A 15,050-nucleotide genomic window follows, 5' to 3' on the forward strand; every position below is an offset into this window, starting at 1 on the left:
CCGAATTCCGGGCCGTCCGCTCACCTCGGGGTCACTCGAAGGGGTCTTCGAGCACGACCGTCTCCTCGCGACCGGGGCCGACGCCGACCGCGTAGATGTCGGTGTCGAGTTCGTCGCTGACGTACTCGAGGTACGCTCGGGCGTTCTCCGGGACCGCGTCGTACCCCTCCTCGGCGACCGCCGCCCAGTCGACGTCCGACCAGCCGTCGAACCGCCGGAGGTTCGGCTCGCAGTCGGCCCACTGCTCGGTGGTGGCCGGCAGGGTGAACACTTCCTCGCCGTCGAGGTCGTAGCTGTGGCCCACCTTCACCTCGTCGAGACCCGCCAGCACGTCGATGTGGTTAATCGCGAGGCCCGTAAAGCCGTTCGCGCGCGCGGCGTGGCGCAACATCGGGATGTCGAGCCACCCAACCCGGCGGGGCCGGCCCGTGACGGTGCCGTACTCGCCGCCCTCCTCGCGGATGTACTCGGCGAGCTCCTCGCTTTCGTCGTCGCCTTTCAGTTCGGTCGGGAGTGGGCCCGAGCCGACCCGCGAGAGGTACGCCTTCACGATCCCGACGACCTCGCCCCGCCCGACCGTCGTCGGGCCGACGCCCGTCCCGGTCGCGGCGTAGCCCGCGGTGGGGTTCGAGGAGGTGACGTAGGGGTAGTTGCCGTGGTCGATGTCGATCGAGGTGCCTTGTGCACCCTCGAACATGACCTCCTCGCCGCGCTCGATGCGATCGGCGAGGAAGGCCCCGGCGTTGACGGTCATGTCCTCCTCGCGAAGCCGGCGTCCGTACTCGCTGTACTCCTCGTGGATCGCGTCGACGTCGAACGCCGATCCGATCTCCTCGTCGGCGTCGGGGCCGTCGACGTCCACGCCGAACACGTCCTCGGCGAGCGCGCGCTTCTGGGCCACCACGTACTCGAGTTTCTCGCGGAGGCCCTCCGGGTCGAGCAGGTCGGCGATCCGGAGCCCGCGCCGGCCGACCTTGTCCTCGTAGGTCGGCCCGATCCCGCGGCCCGTCGTGCCGACTTTCATGTCCGAGTCGCTTTTGGCCTCCTCTTCGATGCCGTCGAGCACGCGGTGATACGGGAGGATGACGTGCGCGCGCTCGGCGACCCGCACGTCGGGAGCCAGCCCCCGGTCGCGGAGGTCGTCGATCTCCTCGAACAGCGTCGCGGGGTTGACCACACAGCCGTTGCCGAGCACGCCGACCTTGTCCCGCACCGCGCCGCTTGGGACGAGCGAGAGTTTGTACTCCGTCCCGCCCTCGACGACGGTGTGGCCCGCGTTGTCCCCGCCCTGATAGCGAGCGACGACGTCGGCGGCGTCGCCGAAGAGGTCGACGACCCCGCCCTTGCCCTCGTCTCCGAGTTGCGATCCGACGATAGTTACGGTCATTACGCGGAGTGATTCTCGCCGATTCCCTAAACCGATTTCGATCGTTACGCCCCGAAAATGCACGTCCGTGGATACTACTTCGCGACCGGTGTGAGAAAAGCGCACTATCGAGGATACACCGGATCGCCGACACCGGACGGCCTGACCAGAACCGTTAACTGTTCGCACCGACAAGCATCGATCTGATCCGGAACACCGCGGTCCGGGACAATAACTTTTAAAACCCTCTAAGACAAGTTAACACATGCCATGATAGATAGACTGGAGAAGGAAGTCGATATGCTGGAACGACATCTTCAGGTGCTGAAGATGGTCATCGAGAGCGAACCGATCGGCATCGTGAAGATGTCGAACGAGACCGGCTACCCCCACCACAAGGTTCGGTACTCCCTCCGGGTTCTCGAAGAGGAGAACCTTATCGAACCCTCGAGCCAGGGTGCGATCACGACCGAGCGCACCGAGGAGTTCGTCTCCGAACTCGACGGTAAGATCGACGAGACGACCGCGAAACTCGAGGAGATGAAGATCAGCGAGACGCCCGAAGCCGAGAACTAAAGCTCCGGGACGTTCAGGTGGAAGCCGCCGCTTCGGGACTCGACTAAACAGAGGTGGAACCCGCGTTTCCGCGAGAGCTTGACGAAACTCGCTCTCTTCTCGCGGCTCAGAAGGCCGCCGCTGGTCGCCGTTTCCGTCGTCTCCAGGGCCGCGGGCTCGAAGAAGCTCTCGGTCACCTGGAACGCGCCGACGAGTTCTCCGTGAGCCTGCGCGACGCCGGTCGCGGCGTCGACGAGCGATCCCATCATCTCCCCTGTCGTGGGGTCACGCGAATCGTTTAGGTCCGCGACGATCAGGGGGTTTCCCATCCGGTCGCGCATGATGACGTCGAACGTCTCCTGGCGGGTGTCGTCGCCGTCGGTGCCCGCGCCGACCGACCCGTGGAAGTCGACCCGGTCGATCTTAGAGATCGCATCGTAGAGCCCCCGGAGGCGGCTCTCGTAGCCCGTCTCTCGGATCTCGTAGAGGAGCTGTTCGACGACCCACGAGGCGAACCGGTACTCGAAGGAGTCGGTGAGAAACTCCTCGAACGGCGCGCCGTCGACCGCGACGTCGGCCGCCTCGAACTGGGTGTGGTGTTCGAGCTGGAGGTTCGCGTTCACCTCGTCGGGCTCTGCGTCCCCCGCGGCCGCCTGTTCGAGGGTCGCGTCGCCCTTCGAGCGGTAGCGAACGAAGAGGTTCGTCCCCTCGAAGGCCTCGCCCGCGCCGAGGCGCGAACTCGCGTCGACCGAGCCGCCCGATTCGGCCGCGTCGAGTTCGGATTCGAGGCGGTCGACCTCCTGGCGGAGCGCGTCGCGCTCGCGCGCCAACTCGTCGCGCTCGGACTTGATCGACGAGAGCCGACGCTTGAGTTTCTCGATCTCCTTGGTGCGCTGGCGGAGCTCCGACCGGACCTCCGCGACGCGCTCGTCGGCGTCGCCCGTCGGCTCGCCCGAAGACGGCTCGCGGGCCTTCGACGCTCGGCTCGACTCGCCGCTCGCCCGCGGGTCGTCGGTCCGCGAACGGTCCGCCGCTCCGGAGCGTCGGCCCGCCGACCCGCTCGAGGGCTCGGAACCGCCGCGACTCTCGGTCGCCGACCCCGACGAGGACGGCGAGGGGGTCGACCCCGCCGCGGCGCGCTCGCCGGTCCGCTCGGGACCCGCGTCGTCGGCTGTCCGGTCGGGGTCGAGCGAGGGAATCGTGGTGGTCTCGCGCCACTCGGCCTCGCCTTCGAACATCTCGCCGTCGTCGCTCTGACGTTCGTCCGACGATTCGCCCGAACCGGTCGGCGTGGTCGGCTCGTCTTCGCCGGCGTCGGCCGGCGATTCGTCCGCCGCCGCGCTCGGCGTCGGCTCGGATTGCACCTCGGCGCTCGCGGCGCCACCGGCCGGCTCCGCGGAGTCGGTATCGGCGACCTCGGCTCCGGTGGTCGCCTCGGTCGGGGCGGACTCGGCCGATGAGGTATCGGGAGAGCGTTCGGCCGGGGCGTCGCCGGCGTCGGTCGACGCCTCGGCGGTCGGTCCGCCACCGAGCGCCGACTGGTCGCCACGCTCCCGAGCACTTTGCGCGGCGTTATCTCGCGCGTCCGCGCGCTCGGACCGACTGCCCGTCCCGGACGCGGTTCGTCTCTCGGTCTCCGTCCCGGACGCGTCTCGGGCTCCGGACGGATCGCCGCCTCGGGAGGGGTCGGTCTCGGTCGCGTCGGTCGCCGGCGAGGCGTCGGCCCCCTCGGACGGCCCTCGGCGCTGGTCGCGTCCGGTGGCGGGCGTCGAGTCCGGGGCCGTCCCGCCGTCAGCGCCGCCGGCGCTCGGAGCATCCGGGGCGGGGTCGTCGGGCTCCTCGGGTTCGGGGAGGTCGATCACGTCGATGTCGACGTCGGTGACTTTGTAGATGCCCACCTCGTCGGCCGCCCGTTCGAACGCCTCATCGCCGGAGACGACCTGTTCGCTCGCGCCGACGAACGCCACGCTCATCGAGCGCCCGCCGTAGTAGGCGACGTAGTAGTCCCCGCTCAGGACGTTCTCGCTGAGTTCGATGAAACCAGTGAACCCGCCGTCGCTGAGCGTCGAATCGACCTCCGTCAGCGGCGTGTCGTTGGTGTAGTACTTGGCTCGCGTGTCGCCGCCGGTCTCTTGCATGCTGAAGAGCAGCGGGAGCGAGGGGTGTGGCGCGGCGTACGCGGTTCCGTCGGCGTCCTCGAAGTCGTCCAGATCGCCCTCGTGGACGCCGATTGCCCGCCCGTTGAGCATGAACAGCCACGCCCCACCCGTTCGTACCGCCCCCGAGAACTCCCCGTCGGAGAGTTCGCGCAGGCCGGCGTACCCGCCCGAGAACGGACGGGAGTTCCAGCCTTCGACCTGCTCGACCGTGCGCGTTTCCATGTTACGGTCAAGCCAAAGCCCTTCTAAATATCTTGCGGCCCGCGACCTTTTGCTGCGGGCGCGCCCCGAGCGGCGCGCCCTTGCAAAAGCTCGATCAAAATCCTGCGTCACCCCCTTCGGGGGTTCCTTGGTCCGCTCGCTCGGGCTTCGCCCTCGCTCTCGGTACAATTGCTCGCCTCCCGTGGACGATGGGAGTCACGAAGGTCACAAAACAGTGCGTGGCTCGGGGACACGTTCCACGGACCCACACCACAATCCGCCGCGAGCGACCGAAGGGAGCGAGCGGACCAAGGAACCGTCGAAGGAACACCCGAGCGAAGCGAGGGTGTGACTGAGGCGGTGACGCCGTGTTTTTGATCGAGCTTTTGCAAGCGAGCGCCGCTCGGGGCGCGAGCGCAGCAAAAGGTCGTTTTAGATCTTAGACTCGGCGTCGTCGGCGAGTTCCTGCATGCGCTTGCCGATGCGGCCGGCCTCGCTGAACTCGTCGTCGCTCATCGCGGTCGCGAGCGCGTTGCCGAGGACGAATACGGCGTGTTTGTGCTCGCTCTTGGACTTGTGGACGTGCGAGGGGTCGACGTCCAGTTCCTCGTAGGGGTCGAACAGCCCGTCGGCGACGCTCTCGCGGTCCTGAAAGTACTCCATGATGAGGACCATCTCCTCGTGGAGTTCGAGAAGCTCGTCTTTGTGCATGGACGTGGGTAGGGAACTGTTCGGTTTAAGGGTTTCTGAGAACGGGTCCCACGAGAGAAAGGGAGAGCTAGAAGACGTACTCGTCTTCGTGACCCATCATGCCTTCGTCTTCGAGGCCGGGCTCGCGGTCGTCGTCGTCCATGGGGCCGCTCGTCTTGTAGGCTTTCAGGCCGGTCGAGAGGAGGTCCTCGATCGCTTCCTCGCGGTTGACGAACTCGCCCTGTTCGACCATCTGGGCGATCTGCATTTCGAGGTGCTCCGGGATAGTTATCTCTACCTTCGGCATTGGAACATTGGTGGCTTCGGGAGGGGTGTTCTTAAGTCTGACGGGGAGAGTTCGAGTGTTCCTAAAGGTTTTATCTGCTACCGAAAATTCTGTTCGGAGAGTCGTAACTCAGACTCACTCAGTCGGAATTCGCGGGACCGACCGCCGGACAGCGCTCGGACGATCAAATAAAGGGGTTCGGACGGCGGTTATCGGCCGCTCAGCATCTGCTCGATCGAGTCTTTGATCCGGCTCGGACCCAGCGACGCGAGCTTTTGCTCCATCCGCTTCTGATTGAAGTAGCTGGCGAACCCGATGATCGTGGGCGCCCACAGGCCGACGAACAGCCCCATCTCGCGGTCGCCCCGCACGAAGAACTGATACCACGAGAGCGCGACGGACGCTACCGACGCGAGAACCGCGATGTCGGTCGTCGAGTCCTCGGCGGCCTCCATCGCCGCTCCGCTACCACTGTCTTGGGTTTGTTTTTGCATCGCCATGCAACCCGAATCTTTGGCCACGCGTCCTTTGTTATTGAGTCGATGCCCGCGAGTACCCAGCGTTTCTCTCGGGAAACATCGGGTTACGACCGCGAAACACGCGGTTTTCGCGGTCGGTCGCGAGCCGAATCGCCCCGAGTCGATAGACCTACTTGTCTCCCAGCCCGACCACGGGACATGAGCCTCACGGACGTGACCGACCTCCACGAGGAGTTCGACGGCGACCGCCTCCCGCCGGGCCAGCGGGAGACCAGCAAGTTTCCGGTCCTCTCGAAGGGCGGGACCCCCGACTGGGACCCCGAGACGTGGGAGTTCACCGTCTCGGGCGCCGTCGACGACGAGCTGGCGTTCTCGTGGGAGGCGTTCAGAGACCTCCCGACCGAGACCCAGCGTCAGGACTTTCACTGCGTGACCGGCTGGAGCAAGTTCGACTGCGAGTTCACTGGCGTCCCGTTCGCGACGCTCGCCGAGCGGGCGGGCGTCGACGACGAGGCGGTCCACGTCATGTTCTCCGCCCTCGACGGCTATACGACCGATCTGACCCTCGAAGAGTGCATGCGCGAGGAAGTGCTGTTCGTCTACGAGTACGACGGCGAGCCGCTCGCGCGCGAACACGGCGGCCCGCTCCGGGTAGTGACGCCGCACAAGTACGCCTACAAGGGCGCGAAGTGGGTCGACGGCGTCGAGTTCCTAACCGAACCCGAGCGGGGCTACTGGGAGAAGCGGGGCTACTCCGACACCGCGAACCCGTGGCGCGAACAGCGATACAGTTAGACTGAAGGGTTCCCGACCCTGAGTCCGACTGAATGGAGTCATCGCCCCGCGACGGACAGGTGTCGGCCGAACCGACCGGCTCCGCGGTCGCGAGCCGGGCCTGCCAGCTACCCGACTGCGCCGCCCGGTCGTTTCTCGCCGGGCGCGACGCCCCTCGCGTCTACTGGACCAGCCCGTACGGGCCGGAGTTCTCGGGCGGCGGGAGCGCGGCCCGGATCATCGCGACCGACCCGAACCGCTTCGAGTCCGTCCGCGAGGACGCGGCCGACCTCTTCGACGGGGTCGAGTACGACGGGCCCGGGGTCGCCCGTCCGCGGCTGTTCGGCGGGTTCTCGTTTCACGACGATCACGAAGCGCTCGCGCCGTGGCGGGGGTTCCCGCCGGCCCACTTCGTGCTCCCGCGCACCCTCCTGACCCGCGCCGACGGCGAGACGTGGGTGACCGTCTCGGTGCCCGAAAGCGCGCCCGAGACCGTCGACGAGGAGCTCGAATCGGTCCGCGAGCGTCTCGTCGACGACGCGCCCGAGAGCCGCCTCCCGTCGGTCGTCGCCACGGAGCCGACAGCGACCCGCGAGGAGTGGGCCGCGCAGGTCCGGGGCGCGGTCGAGCGCATCGAGCGCGGCGACCTCCGGAAGGTCACCCTCGCGCAGGCGCTTTCGGCCGACCTCGACGGCCCCGTCCCGATTCCGGACGTCCTCGAACGCCTCGGCGAGTCGTACCCCGACTGCTTCCGGTTCCTCTTCGAGCCGACCGCCGAGGCGGGCTTTTTCGGCGCGACGCCCGAGCGGCTCGCGACTCTCCGGGGCCGGACGGTCGAGACCGACGCGCTCGCGGGGTCGGTCGGTCGGGGCGAGACCGACGCCGAAGACGAGCGACTCGAAGCCGACCTCCGGGACAGCGAGAAGATGCGCCACGAGCACGAGCTGGTCGTCGAGACGATCCGCGACCAGCTCGGCCCCCTCGCCGGCTCGGTCAGGGTCGGCGACCGGCAGGTCCGGAAGCTCGCGAACATCCAGCACCTCTGGACCCCGGTCGAGGCCGAGTTCCCCGACGACGCCGGCCACGTCCTCTCGGTGGCCGAGGCGCTCCACCCGACGCCCGCGGTCGGCGGGCTCCCGCTCGAGGAGGCGCTGGCGACCATCCGGGCGGTCGAGAGCTTCGACCGCGGGTGGTACGCCGCGCCCGTCGGCTGGTTCGACGCCGACGGCGACGGCACATTCGCGGTCGGCCTCCGGTCGGGGGTCGCGACCGACCGGCGGGTGACGCTGTTCGCCGGCAACGGCATCGTCGCCGACAGCGACCCCGAGACCGAGTACGAGGAGGTCCAGCTGAAGTACCGGCCGATCCTCGACGAACTCCAGCGATGACCGACCGCTCGGACGCCCCGGCGCCGAACCGCAACACGCTGTGGGCCCAGGCCCTCGTCGCCGAGTTCGAGGCCGCCGGGATCGAGGCGGTGTGTATCGCGCCCGGGAGCCGGTCGACGCCGCTCACCGTGGCGTTCGCCGACAGCGACCTCACCGTGTTCTCGCACCTCGACGAGCGGTCGGCGGCCTTCTTCGCGCTCGGGCGGGCCAAGCGCACCGGGCGCCCGACGCCGCTGGTCTGTACCTCGGGCACCGCGGCCGCCAACTTCCACCCCGCGATCATCGAGGCGAATCAGGCCCGGGTCCCGATGGTCGTGCTCACCGCCGACCGGCCGCCCGAGCTCAGAGACTCCGGCGCGAACCAGACCGTCGACCAACAGAAGCTCTACGGCGACGCGGTCCGGTGGTACACCGAGCTCCCCGAGCCCGAGGCCGACGACCGCAAACTCCGGTCGGTCCGGACGACCGCGGGCCGCGCCGTCGCGGAGTCGACCGGCACGCCACCGGGGCCGGTCCACCTCAACGTCCCGTTCCGCAAGCCCCTCGAACCGATCGAGGTGCCCGGCGACGTGCCCGAGGGCTTCCCCGACGACCACCCGCTCGCGGCCGACGGTCGGGATGGGCCGTTCGTCCGGACCGCCGGCGGGCGCCCGGGCCTCGACGAGACCGACCTCCGGGTTGTCCGGGACGCAGTCGCCGACGCCGACCGCGGGCTGGTCGTGGTCGGCCCCGCCGACGCGCCGACGCCCGACCGGGCGGCGCTCGCCGACCTCGCGGTGGCGACCGGCTTTCCGGTGCTCGCAGACCCTCTCTCGGGCCACCGCTTCGGGCACGCGGCGCCCGACGACGGCGGCCCGCTGGTCGCCGGCGGCTACGACGGTTACCTCGACGCCGTCGCCGATTCGTGGCCCGACCCGGAGGTGGTCGTCCGGTTCGGCGCCTCGCCCACTTCGAAGGTGCTCCGGCAGTATCTCGGTGCCAGCGGCGCCCGCCAGTTCCTCGTCGACCCGGCGGGCGAGTGGCGCGAGGCGACGTTCGCCGCGACCGACCTGCTGGCGGCCGATCCGACCCTGCTCGCCGAGCGACTCGCCTCGGCGCTCGACGCCGACGAGGCCGGCGAATCGGGGCGTGCGTGGCGCCGGCGGTTCGTCGACGCCGAGCGCGAGTACTGGGAGACCGTCGAATCGGCCCGCGAGGACCGCCTGTTCGAGGGCGGGGTGCTCTCGGCGGTGGCCGCCGACGCGCCCGACCCGGCGACCGTGATGGTCTCGAACAGCATGCCGGTCCGAGACCTCGACCGCTTCGGCGAGCCCCGGGCGGCGGCGCTGACGGTACTGGGCAACCGGGGCGCGAGCGGCATCGACGGCATCGCGTCGACCGGGCTGGGCGCGGGGAGCGCGACCGACGACCCCCTCGTCGTCGTCACCGGCGACCTCGCGTACTACCACGACATGAACGGTCTGCTCGCGGTCAGGCGGTGTGGCGTCGACGCCACCGTCGTCGAGATCAACAACGACGGCGGGGGCATCTTCCACATGCTCCCGATCGAGGGGTTCGACCCGCCGTTCACCGACCAGTTCAAGACCCCTCACGGGCTCGACTTCGAGGCGACCGGCGACCTCTACGGGCTGGAGTTCGAGCGGGTCGCCGACCTCGGGTCGTTCCGGTCTGCGTTCGCCGACTCGGTCGACCGCGACGGGACTCAGGTGATCGAAGTCGTGACCGAGGCCGCCGAGAGCCACCGCTACCGCGAGGAACTCGCCGAGCGAGTCGGTCGCCGCCTCGGGTAGCCCGGGCCGTTGTGCTCGGTGATGACCGAGGCAACATTAATGTCCGTTTAGCGTCAATTCAGCCCGAACCATGTCAGTAGCCGCCGCCGAATCGCTGACCGAGTTCCTGCGCGAGCGCGTCGGCGACCACCTCCGGAGCGTCGTCCACTACACCGCCGACGACTGGCAGGTGGTGTATCTCCGCGACGACGTCGCCGACCGCTACGCCGACGGGGAGATCGAGCGGGCGGTCGACGACGTCCGACTCGAAGGATTCGGCAAGCCCCATCAGGAGAGCCTCTACGACCACGGCGAGCTGAACTGCACGGTCAAGTGCTTCGAGAACGCCGTCGAGATGCACTTTGCCCACGACGCCAACACCGGCACCGCGGTCGCGCTCGACGCCGAGGTGTTCGCGGTCCACAACACGTTCATCGGCCGTTGCAGGGAGTTGGTGGCCGATTAGCGCTCGGCCCGAGCCATCTCCTCGATTCGGTCGAGGCCCGTCTCGATGCGGTCTAAGCTGTTCGCGAAGCTGATCCGGAGGTAGCCCTCGCCGGCGTCGCCGAAGCCGTCGCCGGGCGCGGTCACGACTCCGTACTCCTCGAGCAGGCGCTTGGCGACGTCGAAGCTCCCGCCCTCGAACTCGCTCACGTCGAGGAACGCGTAGAACGCCCCCTCGGGGCGCGGACACGAGACGCCGTCGATGTCGGCGACGCGCTCGACCACGTAGTCCCGGCGCTCCTCGAACGCCGCCTTCATCTCCGCGACGGGCTCTTGGGGTCCGGTCAGCGCGGCCAGCGCGGCGTGCTGGCTCACGCTCGACGAGCAGGCGGTGGTGCTCTCGCCCAGCTGTGTGACCGCGTCGACGATCTGCTGGGGGCCCGCGAGCCAGCCGAGCCGCCAGCCGGTCATCGCGTAGGTCTTCGAGCACGAGCCGACTGTCAGCACCCGCTCGGGGTGGTCGACGTACGACGCCATCCCCCGGAACGACTCGTCGTACGTGAGCCGACCGTACACCTCGTCGGCGAAGACGTAGGCGTCGTGGGCCGCGGCGGCGTCGACCACCTCGCTGATCGCGTCCTCGTCGTAGACCCGTCCGGTCGGGTTCGACGGGGTCGTCAGGATCACGGCGGCGGTGTCGTCGCCGATGGCGTCGGCCACGCGGTCGGCGTCGAGGTCGAACCCCTCGTCGGCCGACAGCGGGACCTCTACCGGGGTCGCGCCCGCCATCGCGGCGTGGTTGTAGTAGTTCGGCCACGCCGGCGTCGGGATCACCACCTCGTCGCCGGGGTCGGCCACCGCGAGGGTCCCCAGCGCGAGGGCCTCCATCGCGCCCGACTTGACGGTTACCTGCTCGGGCGAGACCGTCACGTCGCTCTCGCGGGCAAGTTCGTCGGCGACGGCCTCACGGAGCGGCGCGATCCCCTGATTGACCGTGTAGTGAGTCTCGCCGTCGCGGGCCGCCCGGTCGGCCGCGTCGAGAACGTGCTCGGGGGTGTCGAAGTCGGGCTCGCCGACGTGGAGTCGGACGGGATCGCCGTCGTGTTCGGCGGCGAGATCGAACATCACGCGGATCTTCGAGCGTTCGAGGTGGTCGACTCGGGCCGCGGTCGGTGGCGTCGAGGCCTGCTGGCTTGCGTCGGTCATGGGCGTACGCACGGAATCTGGCGTGAAGTAAGTTCGTCCCCCGGAAAACGGGCCGGGTCGTCGCGTCGAGTCGCCCCGCCACACCGCATATGCGAGCCGAGCGCGTTGTTCACCTATGACCGATTCGAGCGACGACGAGTTCGATCCGCAGGCTCCCGACCAGCGGGAGATCGGCCGCGAGATGGTCGACGAGAGTACGGGTCTCGGATCGGTGATGGCCCACGCCTACCGCGGGGAGGTCGATCGGGTCGGGACGTGGCGCCAGCGGCTCGATCAGGCCACGACGTGGTCGGTGACCGTGTTGGCGGCGATCCTGACGTGGGCGTTTTCGAGCGGCGACAACCCCCACTACATTCTGCTGATCGGGGTCGTCGTCGTCGCTATCTTCCTCGGCATCGAGGCGCGGCGCTACCGCGACTACGACGTGTTCCGGTCGCGGGTCCGACTCCTGCAGGAGAACCTGTTCGCGAACGCGCTCGACCCCTCAGACGGCGTCGAGAGCCGCGACTGGCGCGCCCAACTCAGCCGCGACTACCGGCGGCCGACGCGGAAGGTCTCGGTGCCCGAGGCGCTCGCGAACCGGCTCAAGCGGGTCTATCTCGCCCTGCTCGGCGTCCTGCTCGTCGCGTGGGCGTTCCGGATCACGGCGTTCGCGCCCCGCGAGGACTGGCTGACGGCCGCCGCGATCGGCACCATCCCGGGCGTCGCCGTGATCGGGACCGTCGGCGCGTTCTATCTGGCGATGGTCGCGATCGCGTTCTGGCCCCGCGAGCGCCACGCCAAGGGGGAGTTCCGCGAGGGCGACCCCGACGAGTGGAAGGACCTCGACGAGTGACGAACGTGGAACCTATTTGGGGGTTCCCCACCCACTCGGGGGTATGGTCTCAGAGACCTTCGACCCCGAGGCGTGGGAGGCCGCGGGGCCGGACTTCGACGACATCACGTACCACCGCGCGGTCGATTCGGGGACGGTCCGGATCGCGTTCGACCGGCCGGCGGTCCGGAACGCCTTCCGACCCAAAACCGTCGACGAACTCTACGACGCACTCGACCACGCCAAGCGCCAGACCGACGTCGGCTGTGTCCTGCTGACCGGCAACGGTCCCTCGCCGAAAGACGGCGGGTGGGCGTTCTGCGCGGGCGGCGACCAGACCGTCCGGGGCGAGGACGGCTACGAGTATCGAGGCGAGGACGGCGAGACCGGCCGCGCCGCCGAGGGCGGTCGGCTCCACATTCTCGAAGTCCAGCGCCTCATCCGCCACATCCCCAAGCCGGTGGTCTGTGTCGTCCCCGGCTGGGCGGTCGGCGGCGGCCACAGCCTCCACGTCGTCTGCGATCTGACCATCGCGAGCGAGGACCACGCCGTGTTCAAGCAGACCGACCCGGACGTGGCGTCGTTCGACGGCGGGTTCGGCTCGGCGTACCTCGCCCGGCAGGTCGGCCAGAAGAAGGCCCGCGAGATCTTCTTCCTCGGAAAGGATTACAGCGCCGCGGAGGCCGAGGAGATGGGGATGGTCAACGAGGTGGTCCCCCACGAGGACCTCGAAGCGGTCGCGCTGGAGTGGGCGGCCGAGATCAACCGCAAGAGCCCGACCGCGATCCGGATGCTCAAGTACGCGTTCAACCTCGACTCCGACGGGATGGTCGGCCAGCAGGTGTTCGCGGGCGAGGCCACCCGACTCGCGTACATGACCGACGAGGCCCGGGAGGGCCGCGACGCGTTCGTCGAGGGGCGCGACCCCGACTTCGAGGAGTTCGACTGGCACTACTGAGACTCACGCCACAGAGCCGAACGTGTTCGGGAGTAACGTATTTTGGTTTCGATACAACTTTTGAGTAACCACTGGGAATCCCACTATGGCCGACTCTGAGCCTCGACGATCGCGCCGCGGCGTCCTCGCCGGCGGGGCGGCGATCCTCGCGAGCGGGCTCGCGGGCTGTGTGACCCACCTGTCGGCCGGCGGGCCGTCGGCCGAGACCACCGACTCGGGGCCCGTCGAACTCCTCGCCGCCGGGAGTCTCAACCACGCCCTCGAGAACGGCCTCCGGCCGACGCTTCGGGACCGAGGGACGACCCTCCGTGTCGAGGCCCGCGGCTCGGCGGCGCTCGCCCGACTGGTCGACGAGGGCCAGAAAGACCCCGACATCGTGTCGGTGGCCGACCCCGTGCTGTTCGACGGGCCGCTCGATCCGCCGTGGCACGCGGCGTTCGCGACCAACTCGGTCGTGATCGCCTACGACCCCGACACGCCGGGCGGCCGGGCGCTCGCCGATGCCGGGTCCGAGGCGTGGTTCCGACCGCTACTCGACGGGGAGGTGACGCTCGGGCGCACCGACCCCGACCTCGATCCGCTCGGCTATCGCACCCTCTTCGCGCTGGAGCTCGCCACCGAGCGCTACGACACAGACGCCGACCTCCGGGAGGCGATCCCCAGCCGCGACCAGCTCTACCCCGAGACCCAGCTCGTGAGCCAGTTCGAGACCGGCAACGTCGACGCCGCGTTCACCTACCGGAGCGACGCGCTCGCGCGAGGCTACGAGTACGTCGACCTGCCGCCCGAGATCGACCTCAGCGACCCCGACCGCGAGGAGACCTACCGGACAGTCTCGTACACCCTGCCGAGCGGCAAGACCGTCCGGGGCGCGCCCGTGCGCTACGCGACCACGATTCGCTCGGAGCCGACCCGGACGGTCCGGGCGGTGTTCGAGGCGCACGCGACCGGCGACTATCTGACCGAGTACGGCTTCGAAGTGCCCGACGACTACCCCGAGTTCGGAGGCGATGTTCCCGACGCGATCGCGGAGTGAGGTCCGCTCGACGGGGTGGCTCACCGTCGCTCTCCTGCTCGGGGGCCTGTTGCTGTGTTACTACCTCCTCCCGCTGGCGGCGCTGGTCGTGGCTCGCCCGCCAGGCGACGTGGCCGCGCGGCTCGGGGACCCGAGCGTGATCGGGGCGGTCACGAACTCGCTGGTCTCGGCGACCGCGAGCACCGTCGTCGCGACCGCGCTCGGCCTGCCGCTCGCCTACTGGCTCGCCCGGACCGAGACCCGGTGGCGGAGCCTCGTCGTCGCGGTCGTGGTGTTACCGCTCGTGCTCCCGCCGATCGTGAGCGGTCTCGTCCTGCTGACGCTGGTCGGGCCGAACTCCGCGGTCGGGACCGCGGCCGCCGCCGCGGGTGTCCCGCTCACCCGGTCGCTCGCGGGCGTGGTCCTCGCCCAGACGTTCGTGGCCTCGCCGTTCGTCGTCGTGACCGCGAAAGCCGCCTTCGAGGGCGTCGACGATCGACTCGAAGAGGCGGCGTTCACGCTCGGGGAGTCCCGGGCCGCGACCTTCCGGCGAGTGACCCTGCCGCTCGCGTGGCCGGGGGTGCTCGCGGGCGTGACGCTGGCGTTCGCCCGGTCGATGGGCGAGTTCGGCGCGACCATGATGCTTGCCTACTACCCCCGGACCATGCCGGTCCAGATCTGGGTGTCGTTCACCACGACCGGGCTCTCCGAGGCGTTCCCCGTCGCGCTCGTCCTCGTCGGGGTTTCGATCGCCGCGCTCGTCGTATTGAACCTCGTCGGCACGAACCCGTGGGACTGAGCGCCCGCGAGTCCGGAGGCCGCCCCGCAGAGTCCGGCGTCGGGAAGTCGGCGTCCGCCGCGATCGTTTAAGTGATTCTGGCGACAAGGAGTAGATACGAGCGAAGACGCCTTCTACGGGCCGCCGCGATTCGACAGCCGCGGCGCC

At 69.2% G+C, this 15,050-nt stretch carries 15 protein-coding genes; 9 read left to right on the plus strand and 6 right to left on the minus strand.

Annotated elements, in window-relative coordinates; translation table 11 throughout:
* Positions 1–31: 31 nt before the first annotated feature.
* The gene (locus EPY72_RS02235; protein WP_134670900.1) at positions 32–1,387 is read right to left on the minus strand and encodes an adenylosuccinate synthase; all 1,356 of its coding nucleotides are present in this window, start codon (positions 1,385–1,387) and stop codon (positions 32–34) included.
* Positions 1,388–1,636: 249 nt separating this feature from the next.
* Between EPY72_RS02235 and EPY72_RS02240 the strand changes: the two genes are divergently transcribed.
* Positions 1,637–1,942 carry a hypothetical protein gene (locus tag EPY72_RS02240; protein WP_134670901.1) on the plus strand — a complete coding sequence of 102 codons (306 nt, stop codon included), beginning with the start codon at positions 1,637–1,639 and terminating at the stop codon, positions 1,940–1,942.
* Here the strand turns inward: EPY72_RS02240 and EPY72_RS02245 are convergent.
* The 4 genes from EPY72_RS02245 to EPY72_RS02260 all read right to left on the minus strand — a co-directional run bounded on the left by EPY72_RS02245 (position 1,939) and on the right by EPY72_RS02260 (position 5,712).
* Positions 1,939–4,302, minus strand: coding sequence for a DUF7527 domain-containing protein (locus EPY72_RS02245; protein ID WP_135805431.1), 2,364 nt, complete (start codon positions 4,300–4,302; stop codon positions 1,939–1,941). The genes EPY72_RS02240 and EPY72_RS02245 overlap by 4 nt on opposite strands.
* Positions 4,303–4,713: 411 nt before the next feature.
* The gene (locus EPY72_RS02250) at positions 4,714–4,992 is read right to left on the minus strand and encodes a UPF0058 family protein (RefSeq protein ID WP_134670903.1); all 279 of its coding nucleotides are present in this window, start codon (positions 4,990–4,992) and stop codon (positions 4,714–4,716) included.
* A gap of 67 nt (positions 4,993–5,059) precedes the next feature.
* Positions 5,060–5,278 carry a ribbon-helix-helix domain-containing protein gene (locus tag EPY72_RS02255; protein WP_115865556.1) on the minus strand — a complete coding sequence of 73 codons (219 nt, stop codon included), beginning with the start codon at positions 5,276–5,278 and terminating at the stop codon, positions 5,060–5,062.
* 188 nt (positions 5,279–5,466) lie between these two features.
* The gene (locus EPY72_RS02260; protein ID WP_135805636.1) at positions 5,467–5,712 is read right to left on the minus strand and encodes a hypothetical protein; all 246 of its coding nucleotides are present in this window, start codon (positions 5,710–5,712) and stop codon (positions 5,467–5,469) included.
* A 222-nt stretch (positions 5,713–5,934) separates the two neighbouring features.
* Here EPY72_RS02260 and EPY72_RS02265 point away from each other — a divergent pair, with 222 nt between their 5' ends.
* The 4 genes from EPY72_RS02265 to EPY72_RS02280 all read left to right on the plus strand — a co-directional run bounded on the left by EPY72_RS02265 (position 5,935) and on the right by EPY72_RS02280 (position 10,133).
* Entirely contained in the window at positions 5,935–6,531 is a 597-nt protein-coding gene (locus EPY72_RS02265; protein WP_135805432.1) for a sulfite oxidase-like oxidoreductase, read from the plus strand.
* A 32-nt stretch (positions 6,532–6,563) separates the two neighbouring features.
* The gene (locus tag EPY72_RS02270) at positions 6,564–7,898 is read left to right on the plus strand and encodes an isochorismate synthase (protein ID WP_135805433.1); all 1,335 of its coding nucleotides are present in this window, start codon (positions 6,564–6,566) and stop codon (positions 7,896–7,898) included.
* Positions 7,895–9,688, plus strand: a complete 1,794-nt coding sequence (menD, locus tag EPY72_RS02275) for a 2-succinyl-5-enolpyruvyl-6-hydroxy-3-cyclohexene-1-carboxylic-acid synthase (protein WP_135805434.1) — start codon at positions 7,895–7,897, stop codon at positions 9,686–9,688. The genes EPY72_RS02270 and menD overlap by 4 nt, the downstream gene beginning before the upstream one ends.
* A 70-nt stretch (positions 9,689–9,758) precedes the next feature.
* On the plus strand, positions 9,759–10,133 hold the full coding sequence (locus tag EPY72_RS02280; RefSeq protein ID WP_135805435.1) for a DUF7522 family protein: 375 nt from the start codon (positions 9,759–9,761) through the stop codon (positions 10,131–10,133).
* On the opposite strand, the gene EPY72_RS02285 is transcribed toward EPY72_RS02280, so the two are convergent.
* A complete protein-coding gene (locus tag EPY72_RS02285; protein WP_210423476.1) occupies positions 10,130–11,317 on the minus strand; it encodes a pyridoxal phosphate-dependent aminotransferase in 1,188 nt (395 codons plus the stop codon). The genes EPY72_RS02280 and EPY72_RS02285 overlap by 4 nt on opposite strands.
* Positions 11,318–11,432: 115 nt before the next feature.
* On the opposite strand from EPY72_RS02285, the gene EPY72_RS02290 reads away from it, so the two are divergent.
* From EPY72_RS02290 to EPY72_RS02305, 4 genes are all read left to right on the plus strand, one after another.
* A complete protein-coding gene (locus EPY72_RS02290; RefSeq protein WP_134670909.1) occupies positions 11,433–12,152 on the plus strand; it encodes a DUF2270 domain-containing protein in 720 nt (239 codons plus the stop codon).
* A 43-nt stretch (positions 12,153–12,195) separates the two neighbouring features.
* Positions 12,196–13,089, plus strand: coding sequence for a 1,4-dihydroxy-2-naphthoyl-CoA synthase (locus EPY72_RS02295; RefSeq protein ID WP_134670910.1), 894 nt, complete (start codon positions 12,196–12,198; stop codon positions 13,087–13,089).
* An 85-nt stretch (positions 13,090–13,174) separates the two neighbouring features.
* Complete coding sequence (locus EPY72_RS02300) at positions 13,175–14,125, plus strand: extracellular solute-binding protein (protein ID WP_134670911.1); 951 nt, start codon at positions 13,175–13,177, stop codon at positions 14,123–14,125.
* Complete coding sequence (locus tag EPY72_RS02305; protein ID WP_135805436.1) at positions 14,100–14,903, plus strand: molybdate ABC transporter permease subunit; 804 nt, start codon at positions 14,100–14,102, stop codon at positions 14,901–14,903. The genes EPY72_RS02300 and EPY72_RS02305 overlap by 26 nt, the downstream gene beginning before the upstream one ends.
* The last annotated feature ends 147 nt before the right edge of the window (positions 14,904–15,050 follow it).

Origin of the sequence: Halorussus marinus (assembly GCF_004765795.1) — an archaeon.
GTDB lineage: Archaea > Halobacteriota > Halobacteria > Halobacteriales > Haladaptataceae > Halorussus > Halorussus marinus.